At 33.5% G+C, this 16,184-nt stretch carries 14 protein-coding genes; 10 read left to right on the forward strand and 4 right to left on the reverse strand.

The genetic code is table 11. The annotated features are described in order from the left end of the window. Positions 1-73 precede the first annotated feature (73 nt). A complete protein-coding gene (locus E0W69_RS05860) occupies positions 74-1,117 on the forward strand; it encodes a flavin reductase family protein (RefSeq protein WP_131329099.1) in 1,044 nt (347 codons plus the stop codon). A gap of 312 nt (positions 1,118-1,429) precedes the next feature. On the opposite strand, the gene E0W69_RS05865 is transcribed toward E0W69_RS05860, so the two are convergent. Together E0W69_RS05865 and E0W69_RS05870 are read right to left on the reverse strand one after the other, a co-directional pair. Then, positions 1,430-1,717: an RNA recognition motif domain-containing protein gene (locus E0W69_RS05865; protein ID WP_131329100.1), complete on the reverse strand. Its 288-nt coding sequence runs from the start codon at positions 1,715-1,717 to the stop codon at positions 1,430-1,432. A 211-nt stretch (positions 1,718-1,928) separates the two neighbouring features. Beyond that, positions 1,929-4,571 (reverse strand): glycoside hydrolase family 2 protein, encoded by a 2,643-nt coding sequence (locus E0W69_RS05870; protein WP_131329101.1) that lies wholly within the window; start codon positions 4,569-4,571, stop codon positions 1,929-1,931. Positions 4,572-4,831: 260 nt separating this feature from the next. Between E0W69_RS05870 and E0W69_RS05875 the strand changes: the two genes are divergently transcribed. Genes E0W69_RS05875 through E0W69_RS05885 form a run of 3 tightly spaced genes read left to right on the forward strand, consistent with a single transcriptional unit; the run spans position 4,832 to position 6,577 of the window. Next, positions 4,832-5,608, forward strand: coding sequence for a helix-turn-helix transcriptional regulator (locus tag E0W69_RS05875; RefSeq protein WP_131329102.1), 777 nt, complete (start codon positions 4,832-4,834; stop codon positions 5,606-5,608). 10 nt (positions 5,609-5,618) lie between these two features. Then, positions 5,619-6,122: a thioredoxin family protein gene (locus tag E0W69_RS05880; RefSeq protein ID WP_131329103.1), complete on the forward strand. Its 504-nt coding sequence runs from the start codon at positions 5,619-5,621 to the stop codon at positions 6,120-6,122. A gap of 2 nt (positions 6,123-6,124) precedes the next feature. Then, entirely contained in the window at positions 6,125-6,577 is a 453-nt protein-coding gene (locus E0W69_RS05885) for an SRPBCC family protein (RefSeq protein ID WP_131329104.1), read from the forward strand. On the opposite strand, the gene pyrF is transcribed toward E0W69_RS05885, so the two are convergent. Continuing rightward, positions 6,570-7,373, reverse strand: a complete 804-nt coding sequence (gene pyrF, locus E0W69_RS05890; protein WP_131329105.1) for an orotidine-5'-phosphate decarboxylase — start codon at positions 7,371-7,373, stop codon at positions 6,570-6,572. The two genes, E0W69_RS05885 and pyrF, sit on opposite strands and share 8 nt — an antisense overlap. A gap of 152 nt (positions 7,374-7,525) precedes the next feature. Between pyrF and E0W69_RS05895 the strand changes: the two genes are divergently transcribed. From E0W69_RS05895 to E0W69_RS05915, 5 genes are all read left to right on the forward strand, one after another. After that, a complete protein-coding gene (locus E0W69_RS05895; RefSeq protein ID WP_225321411.1) occupies positions 7,526-8,656 on the forward strand; it encodes an Lnb N-terminal periplasmic domain-containing protein in 1,131 nt (376 codons plus the stop codon). Then, positions 8,656-9,450 (forward strand): alpha/beta fold hydrolase, encoded by a 795-nt coding sequence (locus E0W69_RS05900; protein WP_131329107.1) that lies wholly within the window; start codon positions 8,656-8,658, stop codon positions 9,448-9,450. Before E0W69_RS05895 ends, E0W69_RS05900 begins: the two co-directional genes overlap by 1 nt. A 90-nt stretch (positions 9,451-9,540) precedes the next feature. Then, entirely contained in the window at positions 9,541-10,893 is a 1,353-nt protein-coding gene (locus E0W69_RS05905; RefSeq protein WP_131329108.1) for a glycoside hydrolase family 1 protein, read from the forward strand. Positions 10,894-10,985: 92 nt separating this feature from the next. Next, entirely contained in the window at positions 10,986-12,035 is a 1,050-nt protein-coding gene (locus E0W69_RS05910; protein ID WP_131329109.1) for a glycosyltransferase family protein, read from the forward strand. Positions 12,036-12,129: 94 nt separating this feature from the next. Further along, positions 12,130-14,463 carry a glycoside hydrolase family 3 N-terminal domain-containing protein gene (locus E0W69_RS05915; RefSeq protein ID WP_131329110.1) on the forward strand — a complete coding sequence of 778 codons (2,334 nt, stop codon included), beginning with the start codon at positions 12,130-12,132 and terminating at the stop codon, positions 14,461-14,463. Positions 14,464-14,522: 59 nt separating this feature from the next. Here E0W69_RS05915 and E0W69_RS05920 read toward each other — a convergent pair whose 3' ends face one another. Beyond that, positions 14,523-15,551 carry an isoaspartyl peptidase/L-asparaginase family protein gene (locus tag E0W69_RS05920; protein WP_131329111.1) on the reverse strand — a complete coding sequence of 343 codons (1,029 nt, stop codon included), beginning with the start codon at positions 15,549-15,551 and terminating at the stop codon, positions 14,523-14,525. 91 nt (positions 15,552-15,642) lie between these two features. On the opposite strand from E0W69_RS05920, the gene pyrR reads away from it, so the two are divergent. Next, positions 15,643-16,179 (forward strand): bifunctional pyr operon transcriptional regulator/uracil phosphoribosyltransferase PyrR, encoded by a 537-nt coding sequence (gene pyrR / locus E0W69_RS05925; RefSeq protein WP_131329112.1) that lies wholly within the window; start codon positions 15,643-15,645, stop codon positions 16,177-16,179. Positions 16,180-16,184 lie beyond the last annotated feature (5 nt).

A 16,184-nucleotide genomic window follows, 5' to 3' on the forward strand; every position in this document is an offset into this window, starting at 1 on the left:
GTAGCTCCTTATGCAGGAGCTATTTTTTTTATATATAACTATTGTTTAGTTCTAGTGATGATTATATTTGTGTATGTATTCTTTGAAAGTAACTCATATCATCCCAGAAGTCAATGATAATCTTATTTTCCTATTAGAAAATGTTGACAGACAAAAAATTCCATTTAAAGCTGGTCAGTTTATAACTCTACTATTTCAGTTTAATGGAAAAGAAGTGAGGAGGTCCTATTCTTTAGTGAACTCGCCTTATCTTGATGAACCGATTACAATCGCAGTAAAAGCGGTCGAAAATGGCTTGATTAGTCAGCACCTGCATCATAAAATAGCTGTAGAGGATATTGTACAATGTAATACACCACAAGGTCAATGTATCTATGTTCCAGAATTGGAAAAAGGAAAAACTATATTTTTATTTGCTGCGGGTATTGGCATCACTCCTCTTTTTTCTATAATGAAAACGGCGTTAACCCAAGATCCTTCGGCAAAAGTATATTTGATATATAGCAACTCATCTATTGAGAAAACACCATTTTTGGCTGATTTAAAAGATTGGGAATCTAAGTATCATGATCAATTGACTATAATCTGGATTTTTTCTAGTAGCAAAAATTTGTCTAAAGCTCATCTGAATAGAGATTATTTGCTAGATATTATTGCTTCTTATGCACCAAAAAATAAGGATGATGCTATATTTTATACCTGTGGACCTATTATTTACATGGACCTTTGCAAATTTGTATTACTTGGAGCTGGTTATGATTCCGCTAGTATTCGCAAGGAGACCTTTTTGCTACCAGAGGATGAGATGGATGAAGATGATACTACTGAAAAAGTGATCGATAAGAACACCTATAATATTGAATTAAGATTTGAGGGCAAAATCTATCATTTGGATATACCATACGACCATTCTATTTTGGATGTGGCACTGAAAAATAAAATTGCTCTCCCTTATTCTTGTCGTTCGGGTATGTGTAGTACCTGTGTTTCTAATTGTATTTCGGGAAATGTAAGGATGGATTATAATGAAATCTTAACTGAAGATGAAATTGTCAATGGACGCATTCTAATATGTACAGGACACCCTACACAAGATAAAACTATTATAGAAGTCTAGTATAAAAATAGTATATAATTTGCTGTAATTCAAATGATTAAAAATTGTAAAAATAAATATTAAAAAATTGCTAACAAATGTTTGTTAAATTAATATTACCAATTTATATTTGACACATATTACAGCATTTTTAAATTATCGGGTTATGAAGGTTACTAAAAGCAGAGCAATTATTTTATTCTTGGTACTCAATTTTTTACTAATTAGTTTACAAGTATACTTAGCTCATTTAAGCAAATAATAAATACAAAGAGAACTACAAAAAAAGCGTCCTGATATAATTCAGGACGCTTTTTGCTTTATAGCGTAAGATTAGTTACGGTAAGAAAAATTTCTACTATTGTTGTTAGATTTTTCTTCACGTGGTTTAGCTTCAGTAACGTTGATAGCTCTACCTTTTACGTGGCTTCCGTTTAATTCTTTGATAGCTTTTTCAGCAGCTTCAGCATCTGGCATTTCAACAAAACCAAATCCACGGCTACGACGAGTTTCTCTATCAGTGATTACACGAGCAGATTCAACTTCACCATACTCTTCAAAAAAACCTCTTAGATCATCATCTTCTACTAGATAATCTAAATTTGAAACATAAATGTTCATAAAAATAAATAAATGATAAATAAAAATGAGAAAAAACAGAGGTAAGGAAGGTTGATGAAAGATAACTGTCTAAAATTAAAAAGTCAAAAATACTGCCGTTACAAATAACTGTAAAAACTCAAAATACTCTGCGAAGGTATTGCTTTCTTTTTATATCTGCATTTTTATTTTAAACTAATCAAAAGGCTTCCTAACTTAGGAAGCCTTTTGATTAGTTTAGATTGATTTGCGTGGCTTTTTTATTCCAACCATCGACTTCCAGACTATAATTTTTTCCACTTTGGAATGGATACTCGATTTCTATCGTTTTTTGTTCACCAGGTAAAATTGAAACATAGTTATCACTATAAAAGGTAGGCAAGACGCGGTCTCCTGTTTGCTTATCTACAACAGAGACGCGATTAAAGAAAGATACAGTTGCATCTTTGGGGTTGGAAAATGTAACGGTAATTTTTCCATCTTTTACTTTTTTATAAGCTACATCGACTTTAGAAGTAGGCATTTTATTTAAGCCTGTATAATCGCCTTCTTTATTGGGCAGCCAATAGATATTTTGATCTAATAAAGCTTTTTTGTCATTTTTCAATTCTACCACTAAAAATAAGCCATCCTTTTTACCAAGTTCTTTTAAAGCATGGCTGATGTACATGATTTTTTTACTATTTTGAGGTATTGCTTCGCTAAATACATTTGTCAATACAGAATCCTTTCCGTTCATATCATACACTTTTACACTCAACATTATATTGTCTGCTTTTTTGAAACTATTATTGGCAATATAAATGCTGCTATCGGCTGGATTCCACATACCATGCAAAACTTGCCCACCAGTACGTAAACCATACAAACAAGCATTGGGATCCAAATAATAATCATACATCTGACCGCGAAGTGCTGTCCATGGGTTTTGAGTTTTCCAAATCATAATACCAGAATACCAATCCCATTGGTGCCCTATAAATCCTTCGATTAGTGAACGATATTGATCATAGTTGACTAATTGTGCTTTTCTAGCAAAGTCTTCCAAATCTTTTGGTTTGCCATATTTCTCTACAGAGTTACCGTAACCAATATATTTATGGTAAGTAATTACAGAATCATCCACAGCTTCTTTACCTGGTATTTCTATAGGAATAACTTGATTTTCTTTTGGCAAAAAGCGACGAAGTGATACGATATCTCCTACCCCAACAGAACCTATTTCGGAATTAAATGGCCAAGTTCTATAGCTCCAAAAATAAGGCAGCGTTTGAATTCCATAAGGACCATCGCCATTGCCTCCAATGGAATTATAAGACATACTATCCGAATTAGAATAATCTATGAACCAACGTGTACCATCCAATTTTGGCATCAAACTATCCTTGAGCGCGTGTTGTATATCATCCACCAAAGTAATTTCATTACCACCACACCAAATAGCCAGTGAAGGATAATTACGAATCATCTTAATCATATCGGATGCAGACTCTACGAACAAACTATGATCATCAGGATATTTGCGGCGCGTCCATTGATCTTCTAATTTCATAGGATCGATCCAACGCCCATTACAGTCGCCTGAGCCCCAGAAATCTTGCATTACTAACATCCCATATTTATCACAAGCTTCGTAAAATTCTGGTCTTTCTGTAATTGCGCCTCCCCAAACTCGAATAAGGTTCAAATTCATTTCTTTGTGAAAACGAATTTCAGCATCATATCTTTCTTTACTGAATCGTAACAATTCATCCGAAATTACCCAGTTACCACCTCTTATGAAAATTGGTTGCCCATTGACAGAAACTTGCATACTTCTTGTATGTGCATTCCATTCATGACGCATCTGACGAATGCCTATCTCTAAGGAACTACTATCGGAAATAACTCCATTATTTTCCGTGAAAATTACTTTTCCGGTATATAAGTTTTGTGGGCCATAAGTATTAGGCCACCATAGTTTGGGGTTAGCAACGATTAACTCTGGCAATGCCACTTCTTGTGTTGAATTGGGTTGAAGAGCAATGGATTTTTCTACTGATTTTCCAGCTAATTCAAATTTAATTGTTCCATTTTTTGTAGCGGCTGTATTATTATGCAACGTTACACTTGTCAATACATTGGCAGGTGCTTGATTTGTTACATCAGGTTGTCTTACGCCAGGCACTTTAGTTATTACGTGCGGATATTGCATATCCACGGCACCCGTTTTTTCAATAGTTACCTTATCCCAAATTCCTGTATTTCTATCTCTGATCGGCTGTATCCAGTCCCAGCCTGCCACATATTGATGCGAAACATTTTTGGCTATAGTTCCATCTCCGCCTTGTCCTCCATTGGGATTGCCAACTGCATCTGGCGGATATACAATTACGGCTAATCGATTTTTCCCATTACTATTAAGTAAAGAGGTAATATTGTATCGCTGACGCAAAAACATTCCTTTGAATGTTTCTTTATTTAATTTTTTTCCATTCAAATAAACATCACAACCATAATTGATGCCGCGAAAATTTAACCAAACCTGTTCTTCGCCTTTGGGTTTATTTTCATTAAAATCATTGACAAACCAATAAGTATATTCTCCTTTTCCAGTGAAATAAATATCAGGAATCTTATTGTTATTCATTCCATAAAAAGGATCAGGAACGGTTTTATTATTGATTAACGTCGTTAAGACAGTTCCGGGAACAGTTGCTGGAATCCAATTTTTTAAAGAATATTCTGTAGTGGAAAGTTTATTTGGACTAATTGAAGCGACGTCGCTATTTTTTTTACATACCCAATGTTGATTTAACTCATACATATTTTGGCTAAAGCCTTTTGCGTGAATTAATGCAAATAAGGCAACAATTCCGTACTTCAATTTTTTCATCGTTTTGAATTTTGTAATCACGAATATAAATAAATTGTACAAAAAAGGCTTTTTATTTAGTGTAAAGATTGAAAAATATTGATTTTATTGAAAAATATTCACTTGATTAAAATATTTAATAAGATTATGGATTTAATTATAATTTGATAATATTTACTAATAGTTTCATTGTGTTAATTAATATTTATAAAATCAATTTTTTATTTAAAATTTATTCAAAATATTTTATCTTTAATTGAATGAAATAATAAATTGATTGTATGAAAATAGAAAACGACGCATTTATTAATATTTACAATTCTGCATTAAGATATTTTTCAGTATCAGAAAAACACGAAGATTTTAACTTGGACTTAGCGCAGTTTTTGTCTACATTGTTTTGCCCTGGTCCCAATTATTTATTTATATATGATTGTATTCAAAATAAAATTATTCTCGTTAATGATGAACCCTATCATATTTTGGGTGATCTAGCAAGCCAATTGTCTCTTATGGATATTATAAGATCTATTCATCCAGACGATCTGGCATTTGTACAATTAGCAGAAGAAAAAATGGTAGATTTAATGATTAAGGAAATTGGCTTTAACAATGTATCAAAATATAAATTTTGCTATAATTATCGTCAAAAACTACATGATGGGACGTATGAACTTTTTCAACATCAATTTATCATCATCAATACAGATAAGAGTGGTAAGGCATTACAAGCCTTAAATGTCAATTGCAAAATTGATCATCTTACAAAAGATAATAATTACAAATTGACTGCTATTGGGATAATGGGAGAAAATAACTTTTATGAAATTGATTTGAAAGCCAATTTAGTTCGTAATAAATATCAACCAGAGTTGACCGTAAGAGAGAAAATTATAGTAAAGGCATTAACTTTGGGAAAACGTACCTCGGATATTGCAAATGAATATTTTATTTCTGTACATACGGTCAATAATCATAAAAAAAATATTCTACGCAAAACAAATTCTAAAAGTACAAATGAGTTAATATCAAAATGCCTCAATGAAGGTTGGTTTTAAATATTTAAATATGAAATTTTTACTAGTTATTTTATTTCAAACAGTGGGTTTGGCTGCAATTGCTCAAACTCAAAAAGTTTTAGTTTATCATCCTGAAGCGGATGCGAAAGCAGATATTCAAAAAGCCGAAGAGCTCGCAAAAAAGGAAAATAAAAATATTCTAATTCAGATAGGTGGAAATTGGTGCAGTTGGTGTTTAGCATTTAATAATTTAACAAATACGGATACTGCGATTCACAATTATTTGAATAAAAATTATGAAATCGTACATCTCAATTATAGTAAGGAAAATAAAAATCTACCTATTTTGGCAGAGTTAGGCTATCCGCAAAGATTTGGATTTCCGGTATTTGTTGTTTTAGATAAAAATGGTCATCGTTTGAATACCGAAAATTCCTCTTATTTGGAAACCGGTGATGGAAAAGTGGGGCATGATCCGAAAAAAGTATTCGCATTTCTGAAAGATTGGAGCCCAGAAGCAATAAATCCAGCTACCTATACCGAAAAACAATAACCATGTATTCTATATATCAAGAACAATTTATTGCGGAAGATATAGAAACGGTTTGGCATTTTTTTTCCAATCCTAATAATCTCCAAATTATCACACCTGAGGAATTGAATTTTATAGTATTAACCAAACAGGTTAATGTTGCTACGATTACGGATGGTATGTTGATCGATTATACGATTACACCATTTTCAAAAATTAAATTTTATTGGCAAACGGAAATTGAAAAAGTTATTTATCCATCGGAATTTATTGATACGCAGAAAAAAGGTCCATATAAACGCTGGCATCATCAGCATCTATTTTACCCAAAAGACAATGGCGTTTTAATGATTGACAAAGTGGAGTATGCACTGCCCTTCTCTCCTATTTCCAATCTATTTCATTTCGTTGTTCGTAAAAAATTGGAACGCATATTTGCATTTAGAAAGGCTAAAATTGAAGAAATTTTTAGCTAAATAATACGGACATTTCTTGTTGTAATTCTTTCGCTTTTTCACCTGCTACGTTTGCAAAATTTTCGGAATTGTCTGCGTATATAATACCTCGACTAGAATTGATCAACAATCCAATTTCTTCATTTTTCCCATAATGTGTCACGTCTTGCAGACTGCCACCTTGTGCTCCGACACCAGGAACTAACAAGAAATTTTGTGGAATAATTTTACGAATATTGGCTAATTCATGGGCTTGTGTAGCACCAACAACAAACATCAGATTGTCTTCATTACCCCATTTAGAAACCGTATGCAACACTTTTTCATACAAAAATTGATCCCCCATTTTTTGCAATTCAAAATCATTTGCACCTTTATTTGAAGTCAATCCTAATACGATGGTGACTTTATTTTCATAATCTAAAAAGGGACGGATACTGTCCTCGCCCATATATGGCGCAACTGTGATAGAATCAAAATCTAAAGTCTCGAAAAATGTTTTGGCATATTGTGCCGAGGTATTGCCAATATCACCACGTTTTGCATCTGCGATGGTAAAATGTTTTTTTGGGATAAATGACAAAGTTTCTTGCATCTCTTCCCAACCTTTCAAGCCTCTCGCTTCGTAAAACGCCGTATTGATTTTGTAAGAAACACAATATTCTTTCGTCGCTTCAATGATAGCTTTATTGAAAATAATTATTCCATCTTTTTCTTCTTTTAGATGTGCGGGCAACTTGCTACGATCGGTATCCAAACCCACACACAAATAAGATTTTTTTTGAAAAATTTCTGAAACGAGCGCTTTCTTGTCCATAATATTTGATTCTGATCGTGGCAAATATAAAATTCTCCATGATTTTTGCGAAGATTATATTCAAAAGCATTTGGATGACTTATTTTCGCTTGATATAAATTAACTATATGTCGATTAAAAAAGTCTTCGTTTTTCTTTTTACAAATATATGTTTGTTCGCAATTCCTAGCCAAGCGCAAACTAGAAAATTACGCATTAGTATTCTGACTTGTGCGCCGGGACCAGAGCTATATTCTACCTTCGGACATACTGCAATTCGCATTATTGATAGTACTCAAGGCAGTGATATTGTGTATAATTATGGTGTTATCGGAGAAGTTTTGAACTATGATGATCCTGTTTTTTATATTCGATTTATGCGCGGCAAGTTGAAATATATGTTAGATGCATATAGTTACAGCGATTTTTTGAATGAATATCAAATGGAGCAACGCAGCGTATGGGAACAAGAATTAAACCTTACTGAAATTGAGAAACAAACAATTTTAGATCGTTTAACTCAAAACTTAATCGGTGCAAATAAGTTTTATAAATATGATTTTTGGTTGGATAATTGCTCCACACGTCCACGAGATATTTTATTAAAAACTTTCCCTAATATAAAAATAACCAAACCAATTATTGCGAAGGGTACTACACCAAGAATGCTCATTCATAATTATTTGGATAAAGCTGGACAAAGTTGGAGCAAATTGGGTATTGATTTATTGTTAGGAAGTTTGATGGATAAACCAATAGATGATTATGGCGCCATGTTTTTACCTGATTATTTCAAATTAGGTTTGGATAATGCCAATATTGGCAATCAGAAATTGGTAAAATCAACATCTACGGTGCTTAATCTTCCTTCTCCTATTGAACCAAGCAACAATTACGCGCCACTTATTTTTACGATTATTCTTGCAATGGCATTTGTAGTTGTATATTATTTTTTCAGAAAAAATATTGCAGTCAATAATATTTTAGATAGTTTGTTTTTGTTTTTGACGGGGCTTTTGGGTGTATTATTGTTTGTAATGTGGACTTGTACGGATCATACCGTTTGTAAGGAAAACTATAATTTGCTTTGGGCAATGCCTTTTAATATTATTGTTGCTTTTAGTTTGATCAAAAATAGAAAATGGCATAAAGCTTATTTTGTTGTTTGTTTTCTATTAAATATAGTACTTATTGGCGGTTGGTTTTGGTTGCCACAACAGTTTAATATCGCATTACTTCCCATCATTTTATTGATAACTTATCGAGATGCATACCGAATTATTTCACTACAAAAGAGAAAATAATGGAAGAAAAATATTTGGAAATTGAAGGTGAACATGTTGCTTATTCTATTGTAAAAAATAGTGGGCCATTTCTTGTGTTAGTGCATGGTTATCCAGAAGATCAACACATTTTTCAAAATCAAATTGCCTTTTTACAAGAAAATTATAGTTTAATTATTCCAGATCTTCCTGGTGCTGGTAATTCTCCATTTAATGAAAATATTGCTACCGTAGAAGATTATGCAAAGGTTTTACACACGATCATTTCCCATGAAAATATTGAAAAAGTAACTATGCTAGGACATAGTATGGGCGGATATATTACTTTGGCTTTTGCAGAATTATTTCCTGATTTTTTATCCAAATTTGGAATGATTCATTCAACCGCAGTTGCCGATTCGGATGAAAAGATTGAAGGTCGTTTTGTAGCGATAGAGAATATTGAAAAATTGGGTGTTACTAATTATTGTAAAAATGCTATCAAAAGTAATTTTGCACCTGATTTTGCTAATAAAAACGAAACAATTATTGCCCAATTGATAAGCTACGCGGAAAAATCAACTGTAGAAAGTTTGCAAAATTTTCAAAGTATCATGATTCAAAGAAAAGATCGAACGAAAATTTTGAATACGGGCAAACCTGTATTTTTTGCCATTGGTACAGAAGATAAAGCGGCTCCATTGGCGCAAGTAATACCACAAGTTTCCCTTCCGAATATTTCTTCAGTTCATATTTATCCAAATGTTGGACATTTATCCATGTTTGAAGCTCCAGATCAATTAAATCAATCGATTCAAACATTTCTGGAACTATAGTGGCAATAATTTCATAAAAAGATAATATTACAAAGTCCTGATTGACAAGCAAAAGCGATTAATTTTCCAAATATTAATCGATACGCAACAATGAAGGACGACGGGTTATTTGCGCATAAGTTTGGAAAAGATTTTGTGTGGGGCGTAGCCATTGCAGCCCAACAAAATGAAGGTGGAAGACATGCATTAGGTCGTTCGGATTCTATTTGGGACACATTTGCCGATAAAAAAGGTAAAATTAAAAATAGCCAAACCATCGGTGAAACGTGCGATTACCTCCATCGTTACAAAGAAGATCATAGTATCGTCCAAAATATTGGATTTAACGCTTTTCGCTTTTCTATATCTTGGTCGCGACTCATACCTGAAGGTATTGGGGTGGTCAATAAAAAAGCTATTGAATACTATGATAAGATCATAGACGATTGTCTTAAAAAAGGTTTAACGCCATATCTCACTTTATATCATTGGGATTTACCTGAAATATTGGAAAAAGAAGGTGGTTGGACAAGCCATAGAATGTTGATTTGGTTTTCATATTATGTAAAAACTTGTGCTGAAGCATTTGGTGATCGTGTAAAACATTGGATTATTCTAAATGAACCTATGGGCTATACTTCTTTGGGCTATTTTTTAGGTAAACATGCGCCAGGTAAACGAGGATTTTCCAATTTTTTCCCTGCTGTTCATCACACTTTATTGTGTCAGGCAGAAGGTGGTCGCATTATTCGTGATTTAGTTCCCAATGCAGTTATAGGAACAACTTTTTCTTGTTCGAAAATAGTACCATATACAGATTCGATTGAAGATATTAATGCTGCTAAAAGAGTAGATGCATTGATGAATCGTTTATTTTTAGAACCCGTATTAGGATTAGGTTATCCCAAAGTGCCGGGTTTTAAACTATTAGAAAAACTAGAATTGCATAATTTAGGTTGGCGTCATAAGGAGAAAATGCAATTTGATTTTGACTTTATTGGCGTGCAAAATTATTTTCCACTTACAGTAAAATATAATGCATTTATCCCCTATTTATTTGCAAGTGAAGTAAAACCTTTGGTTCGAAAAGTTCCTATAACCAGCTTGGGATGGGAAGTCAATAGTCAAATGTTCGGAGCTATCATCGAGCAATTTGCTCAATACAAGAATATCAAAAATATTATAGTTACAGAAAATGGTGCATCATTTAAAGATACGATGAAAAACGGTGTCATAGATGACAAAAAACGCATTGCTTACTATCATACACATTTGAAAGAGTTATTAAAATTAAAAAATAAAGGTCTTCCCATAAATGGTTATTTTTCTTGGACATTGACAGATAATTTTGAATGGAGTTTTGGTTATACTCCTACATTTGGACTAGTTCATGTCAATAGGGTCACACAAGAACGTACATTAAAGCAATCTGCACATTGGTTCCGACAATTCCTAAAGAGTTAATAATTAATATTTTATTTACGATTCCTTAATAGTCAAGTAATATTAGTTGTAGAATTTTGGTATAAGTGATTAAACACTTCAAATCACCATATATGAAAATATTTTACGCCGTACAAGCCACTGGAAATGGTCATATTGCTCGAGCAAAGGAACTTTTACCGTATCTATCGCAATACGCCGATGTTGATGTGTTTCTTAGTGGTGCCAATAGTAGTTTGCAACCTGGATTTCCTGTAAAATACAGAAGTAAAGGTTTGAGTTTTTTTTACAATCCATCTGGAGGATTAGACTATAAAAAAACAATCAAATCCCTACGTTTATATGGCGTGTGGAAAGATGCCAAAGAATTGCCTTTGGAGAAATACGATTTAATTATCAACGATTTTGAATCCATCACTGCGCTCGCTTGTCAGTTGAAAAAATGCTCCTCTGTGGCATTAGGACATCAGGCTAGTTTTCTCTCTAATAAGACACCTCGTCCCGATAGTAAAGACCTTTTAGGTGAATGGGTTTTGAGGCACTATGCGAAAGCAGATAAATATCTTGGTTTTCATTTCAAAAATTATGATGACTTTATCTTTCCTCCGATCGTAAAAGAATCAATCAAAAAAGCGAATGTGAAAAATGAAGGTCATATTACCGTTTACCTTCCACACTATGGAAATCTCGCGTTGAGAGATACTTTTTCCAAATTCAAAGATGTTTCATTTGAGATATTTTCTCCTTTTATATTTAAACCATACGAAGAAGAAAATTTGAAATTTTTCCCTATTGATAATGTTGGATTTTCTAAAAGTATGATTAAATCTGAAGGTGTGATTACCGGTGCAGGATTTGAAACGCCTGCAGAAACGCTTTATTTAGGTAAAAAATTGATGTGTATTCCCATTAAAAAGCAATACGAACAATTATGCAATGCGGAAAGTCTCAAATCTTTTGGCGTACCAATTTTGGGTAAAATTGAGGAAATTGATTCAAATAGATTTTATAGTTGGTTGGAACAAAAAAATGAGAACGCTAATCTGATTCAATGTGCAGATAATAAAGTGGTCGTAGATAAGATGATCCAACAATATTTTCAAAATGCTTACCAGCAAGGCGCTATTTATGAAAATATGCAACCATTACAAAGTATTCATTAGAGTTACTAATTTTTTTTAAAAACTTTTTATTACTTTTTTAAAAGTATATAAAATAGGTTCGTAACTTGTGGCAGTAAACATTTAAGCTACAATTATGCGAAAGGTTTTTCTACTTCTATCTTTATCCTGTACCCAGTTTGGCGTATTTGGTCAAAAAACGATTTCTACATCGACGCCAATTACGGTTCAAACACTCTTATCGAAAATGTCATTGGATGAAAAAATCAATGAACTTTCTGCCGTTTTTGGTTGGGAAATGTATTCCAAAACAGGAAATACTGTTGCCACTTCAGAGAAATTAAAATCTAAACAATATTTACCCGGGATGTTTTGGGGTACATTGAGAGCTGATCCTTGGACGCGTGTTACTTTAAAAACAGGTTTGACGGTAAAACAGGCGGTGGAAGTTACAAATGCCATTCAAAAATATGCCACACAACATGATGATAATCATATTCCTATAATGCTTGCAGAGGAAGGAATGCATGGCGTAATGGCAATAGGAACGACCGTTTTTCCGACAGCAATTGGTCAAGCATCTACTTGGGATACGGCATTAATTCGGAAAATGGGACAAGCTATTGCAGCAGAGACTAGAAGTCAAGGTTCACATATAGTTTATGGTCCTATACTTGATCTAGCACGAGAGCCGCGTTGGTCAAGAGTGGAAGAGACATTTGGAGAAGATCCAGAACTAGTAATGCAAATGGGCGTTGCCATGGTACAAGGTTTACAAAATGGCCCATTTAAAACCATCTCAACATTGAAGCATTTCGCCGCATATGGCATGTCTGATGCTGGACAAAATGGAGGAAGTGTAACGTTAGGAAAAAGAGATTTGAATGAAAATATATTGTATCCATTTAAGGCCGCAGTTAAAGCTGGAGTTGGTTCCGTAATGACCTCTTATAATTCCATTGATGGAATTCCTTGTACTTCAGATTCGGTATTATTTACAGATATTTTGCGTAAGCAATGGCATTTTAATGGATTTACCGTTTCTGATTTGGGTAGTATTGAAGGTATTTTCACAACACATAATACTGCAAAAAGTCTTGCAGATGGAGCTTCTCAAGCATTAAAGGCTGGTGTAGATACGGATCTAGGAGGTAATGGATTTGGAAAAAATCTTAAAGAAGCGTACGATTCTGGTTGGGTAAGTTTGGCTCAAATCGATACAGCAGTTGGAAGATTATTAAAAGCAAAAATAGATTTAGGATTATTTGAAAATCCTTATGTAGATGTAAAAATTGCAGAGAAAATAGTTCGTAGTAAAGAGCATATTCAGATAGCTAGAGATTTAGCGAAAGAGTCTGTGGTTTTATTGAAAAACGAACCATTTAATAGAAAAGTACTTTTACCTCTTTCTAAATCTTTGAAAAATATTGCGATCATTGGACCAAATGCGGACAATATGTATAACCAATTAGGAGACTATACTGCACCACAAGATCCAAACGCAATTATTACAGTCTTAAAAGGTATTAAAAATAAATTACCCAATGCCAACATCAACTATGTAAAAGGTTGTAATATTAGAGATACTACTGAACAAAATATTGAGGCCGCAGTAAATGCAACTAAAAATGCTGAAGTCGCAATCGTTGTAGTTGGAGGGTCTAGTGCGCGTGATTTTAAAACAGAATACAAAGCCACTGGAGCTGCTACTGTTAAAGAGAATGGTAAAAATGAAATCCTAAGTGATATGGAAAGTGGCGAAGGTTATGATCGTACATCTCTTGATTTGATGGGTTTACAAAACAAATTGATTAAAGCTATAGTTGCAACAGGTAAGCCTGTCGTTCTTGTAACTATAGAAGGTCGACCTCTGAATATTAATTGGCCATCTGAACATGTTCCTGCTATATTGGCAGCTTGGTATCCTGGTCAAGAAGGTGGCAATGGTATTGCGGATGTATTATTTGGAGACTATAATCCATCTGGTCGATTACCCATAACGATTCCAAGATCTGTTGGTCAATTGCCTGTATATTATAATCATGATCGCCCTGTAAAGCATAACTATGTAGAAGAGTCCGCAAAGCCACTATTTGCATTTGGTTATGGCTTGAGTTATAGCAAATTTGACTATAGCAATTTGCATGTTGAACATATAAACGATGGAGAAAATTTGCTAAAGGTTAGCTTTAAAATTAAAAATGTAAGCAATATTGCAGGAACTGAAATTCCGCAATTATATGTTCATACTATTGTCAGTTCAACTGTAAAACCTGAAATACAATTGCGTAATTTTAGTCATATCTTATTACAGCCCCAAGAGGAAAAAGAAGTTGTATTTTATTTGAATAAAGAAAAAATGCAAACTTTCGGTAAAAATGAACAATGGAGTGTAGAACACGGCCCTTATGAGATCTGTATAGGAAGTAGTTCGGATAATTTATTACTAAAAGAAACGGTTTCTTTATAAAAATTAAAAAAGGTTCTATTGAAAAATAGAACCTTTTTTAATACTATAACTATTCCCCATTAAATCATGTGCTTAGATGGGATTAATTCATTGTGTGTATCAGAATCACACACTGCGAAACTAAAACCGGTTTGGATACAATAAGCACCATATTCTCCTTTTTTGTTTAAAGCGAGAAATCCAACTTGAATTTCTTTAGATTTCGCGATACCATTGTGTTTTACAATACGATTTACTGCTTCTTTACAAGCATTTTCGGGACTATAACCTTGTCGCATCAATTCTACTACTAAATGCGTACCACAAACTTTAATCACTTCTTCACCCAATCCTGTTGAAACGGCAGCACCGACTTCATTATCTACGAACAAACCAGCTCCAACTAAAGGAGAGTCTCCTACTCTACCACGCATTTTAAATGCCATACCACTAGTCGTACAACTACCACTAAGATTTCCATTTGCATCAATAGCAATCATCCCAATAGTATCGTGATTCCATGCACCATTGGATAATTTATTAGGTGCAAAAGCAGTTTGTCCACCTTCTTTTTGTTCTATATTAATTTGAGGTTTATAGTCTGATTTTTCTAACCATTTTTTGTATTCTTTCTCTGCATCTGGAGATAATTTTTGCGGTTCTAATGGAAATCCTTGTTCGACTGCAAACATCTGTGCTCCATCTCCTACAAGGTAAACGTGTGGCGTTTTTTCCATTACTCTTCTTGCTACAGAGATGGGATGTAAAATTCGTTCTAATGCTAAAACGCCACCAGCATTTCCGAATTCATCCATGATACACGCATCTAAAGTCACTATGCCTTCACGATCAGGATTACCACCTAATCCAACACAACAATTAATAGAAGATTCTGTAACCATCACACCCTTTTCCACAGCGTCAAAGGCTCTGCCACCGCTGCGCAAAATTTTCCATGCTTCTTTATTCGCGTCAATGCCAGCATCCCATGTAGATAATACCAATGGTTTTTTACCATTTGCTTTGCCAGAAAATCCCCACGCGTTTTTTGTAAATATAGTTCCAATACCCAATGTTCCCATTTCTAGGAACTTTCTTCTTTGTAGCATAAAGTTTTAATTTTAAACACGTTAAAATTAGATAAAATATTTAAAAACACTAACTTTATAACTTTTTATAAACAAATAAGTACGGCACATTATGAGTACGCAATCTATACTTTCTAATAATCAGATTAAGTTGAGTCTGAAAAGACTAGCACATCAGATCTTAGAAAATCATATCAATTTGGAGAATACAGTTCTAATAGGATTGCAACCACGCGGGATTTTTGTCAGTGATAAAATTGTGGAGGAAATTGGTTCTCTTATATCTAGGGATCAAATAAAATATGGTAAATTAGACATTACATTTTATCGTGATGATGTCCGCAATGAACTACATATTGCCAATAAAACCGAGATTAATTTTAGTTTGGAAAATAAAAATGTCATACTAATTGATGATGTTTTGTGGACTGGACGCACGATTAGAGCGGCATTGGATGCAATCATTGATTTTGGTCGTCCTAAAAAAGTCGAACTATGTGTATTGATTGATCGCCGATTTAACAGAGAATTGCCGATCCAAGCAGATTATGTCGGTCGAACTATAGATTCTTATTTTTCCCAAAAAGTTAAAGTTTTATGGGAAGGTCAAAATAACGCTGTTTCTGATGGTGTAATTTTGGAAGGTTAAAATTG

This window comes from Rhizosphaericola mali, from assembly GCF_004337365.2.
Taxonomy (GTDB): Bacteria; Bacteroidota; Bacteroidia; order Chitinophagales; family Chitinophagaceae; genus Rhizosphaericola; species Rhizosphaericola mali.

Excerpts from the sequence above, each read along its gene's own strand:
- E0W69_RS05870 (WP_131329101.1), bottom strand. The coding sequence starts at position 4,571 with ATGAAAAAATTGAAGTACGGAATTGTTGCCTTATTTGCATTAATTCAC.
- E0W69_RS05875 (WP_131329102.1), top strand. The coding sequence starts at position 4,832 with ATGAAAATAGAAAACGACGCATTTATTAATATTTACAATTCTGCATTA.
- pyrF (WP_131329105.1), bottom strand. The coding sequence starts at position 7,373 with ATGGACAAGAAAGCGCTCGTTTCAGAAATTTTTCAAAAAAAATCTTAT.
- E0W69_RS05880 (WP_131329103.1), top strand. The coding sequence starts at position 5,619 with ATGAAATTTTTACTAGTTATTTTATTTCAAACAGTGGGTTTGGCTGCA.
- E0W69_RS05885 (WP_131329104.1), top strand. The coding sequence starts at position 6,125 with ATGTATTCTATATATCAAGAACAATTTATTGCGGAAGATATAGAAACG.
- E0W69_RS05910 (WP_131329109.1), top strand. The coding sequence starts at position 10,986 with ATGAAAATATTTTACGCCGTACAAGCCACTGGAAATGGTCATATTGCT.
- E0W69_RS05900 (WP_131329107.1), top strand. The coding sequence starts at position 8,656 with ATGGAAGAAAAATATTTGGAAATTGAAGGTGAACATGTTGCTTATTCT.
- E0W69_RS05860 (WP_131329099.1), top strand. The coding sequence starts at position 74 with ATGTATTCTTTGAAAGTAACTCATATCATCCCAGAAGTCAATGATAAT.
- E0W69_RS05920 (WP_131329111.1), bottom strand. The coding sequence starts at position 15,551 with ATGCTACAAAGAAGAAAGTTCCTAGAAATGGGAACATTGGGTATTGGA.
- pyrR (WP_131329112.1), top strand. The coding sequence starts at position 15,643 with ATGAGTACGCAATCTATACTTTCTAATAATCAGATTAAGTTGAGTCTG.
- E0W69_RS05905 (WP_131329108.1), top strand. The coding sequence starts at position 9,541 with ATGAAGGACGACGGGTTATTTGCGCATAAGTTTGGAAAAGATTTTGTG.
- E0W69_RS05865 (WP_131329100.1), bottom strand. The coding sequence starts at position 1,717 with ATGAACATTTATGTTTCAAATTTAGATTATCTAGTAGAAGATGATGAT.
- E0W69_RS05915 (WP_131329110.1), top strand. The coding sequence starts at position 12,130 with ATGCGAAAGGTTTTTCTACTTCTATCTTTATCCTGTACCCAGTTTGGC.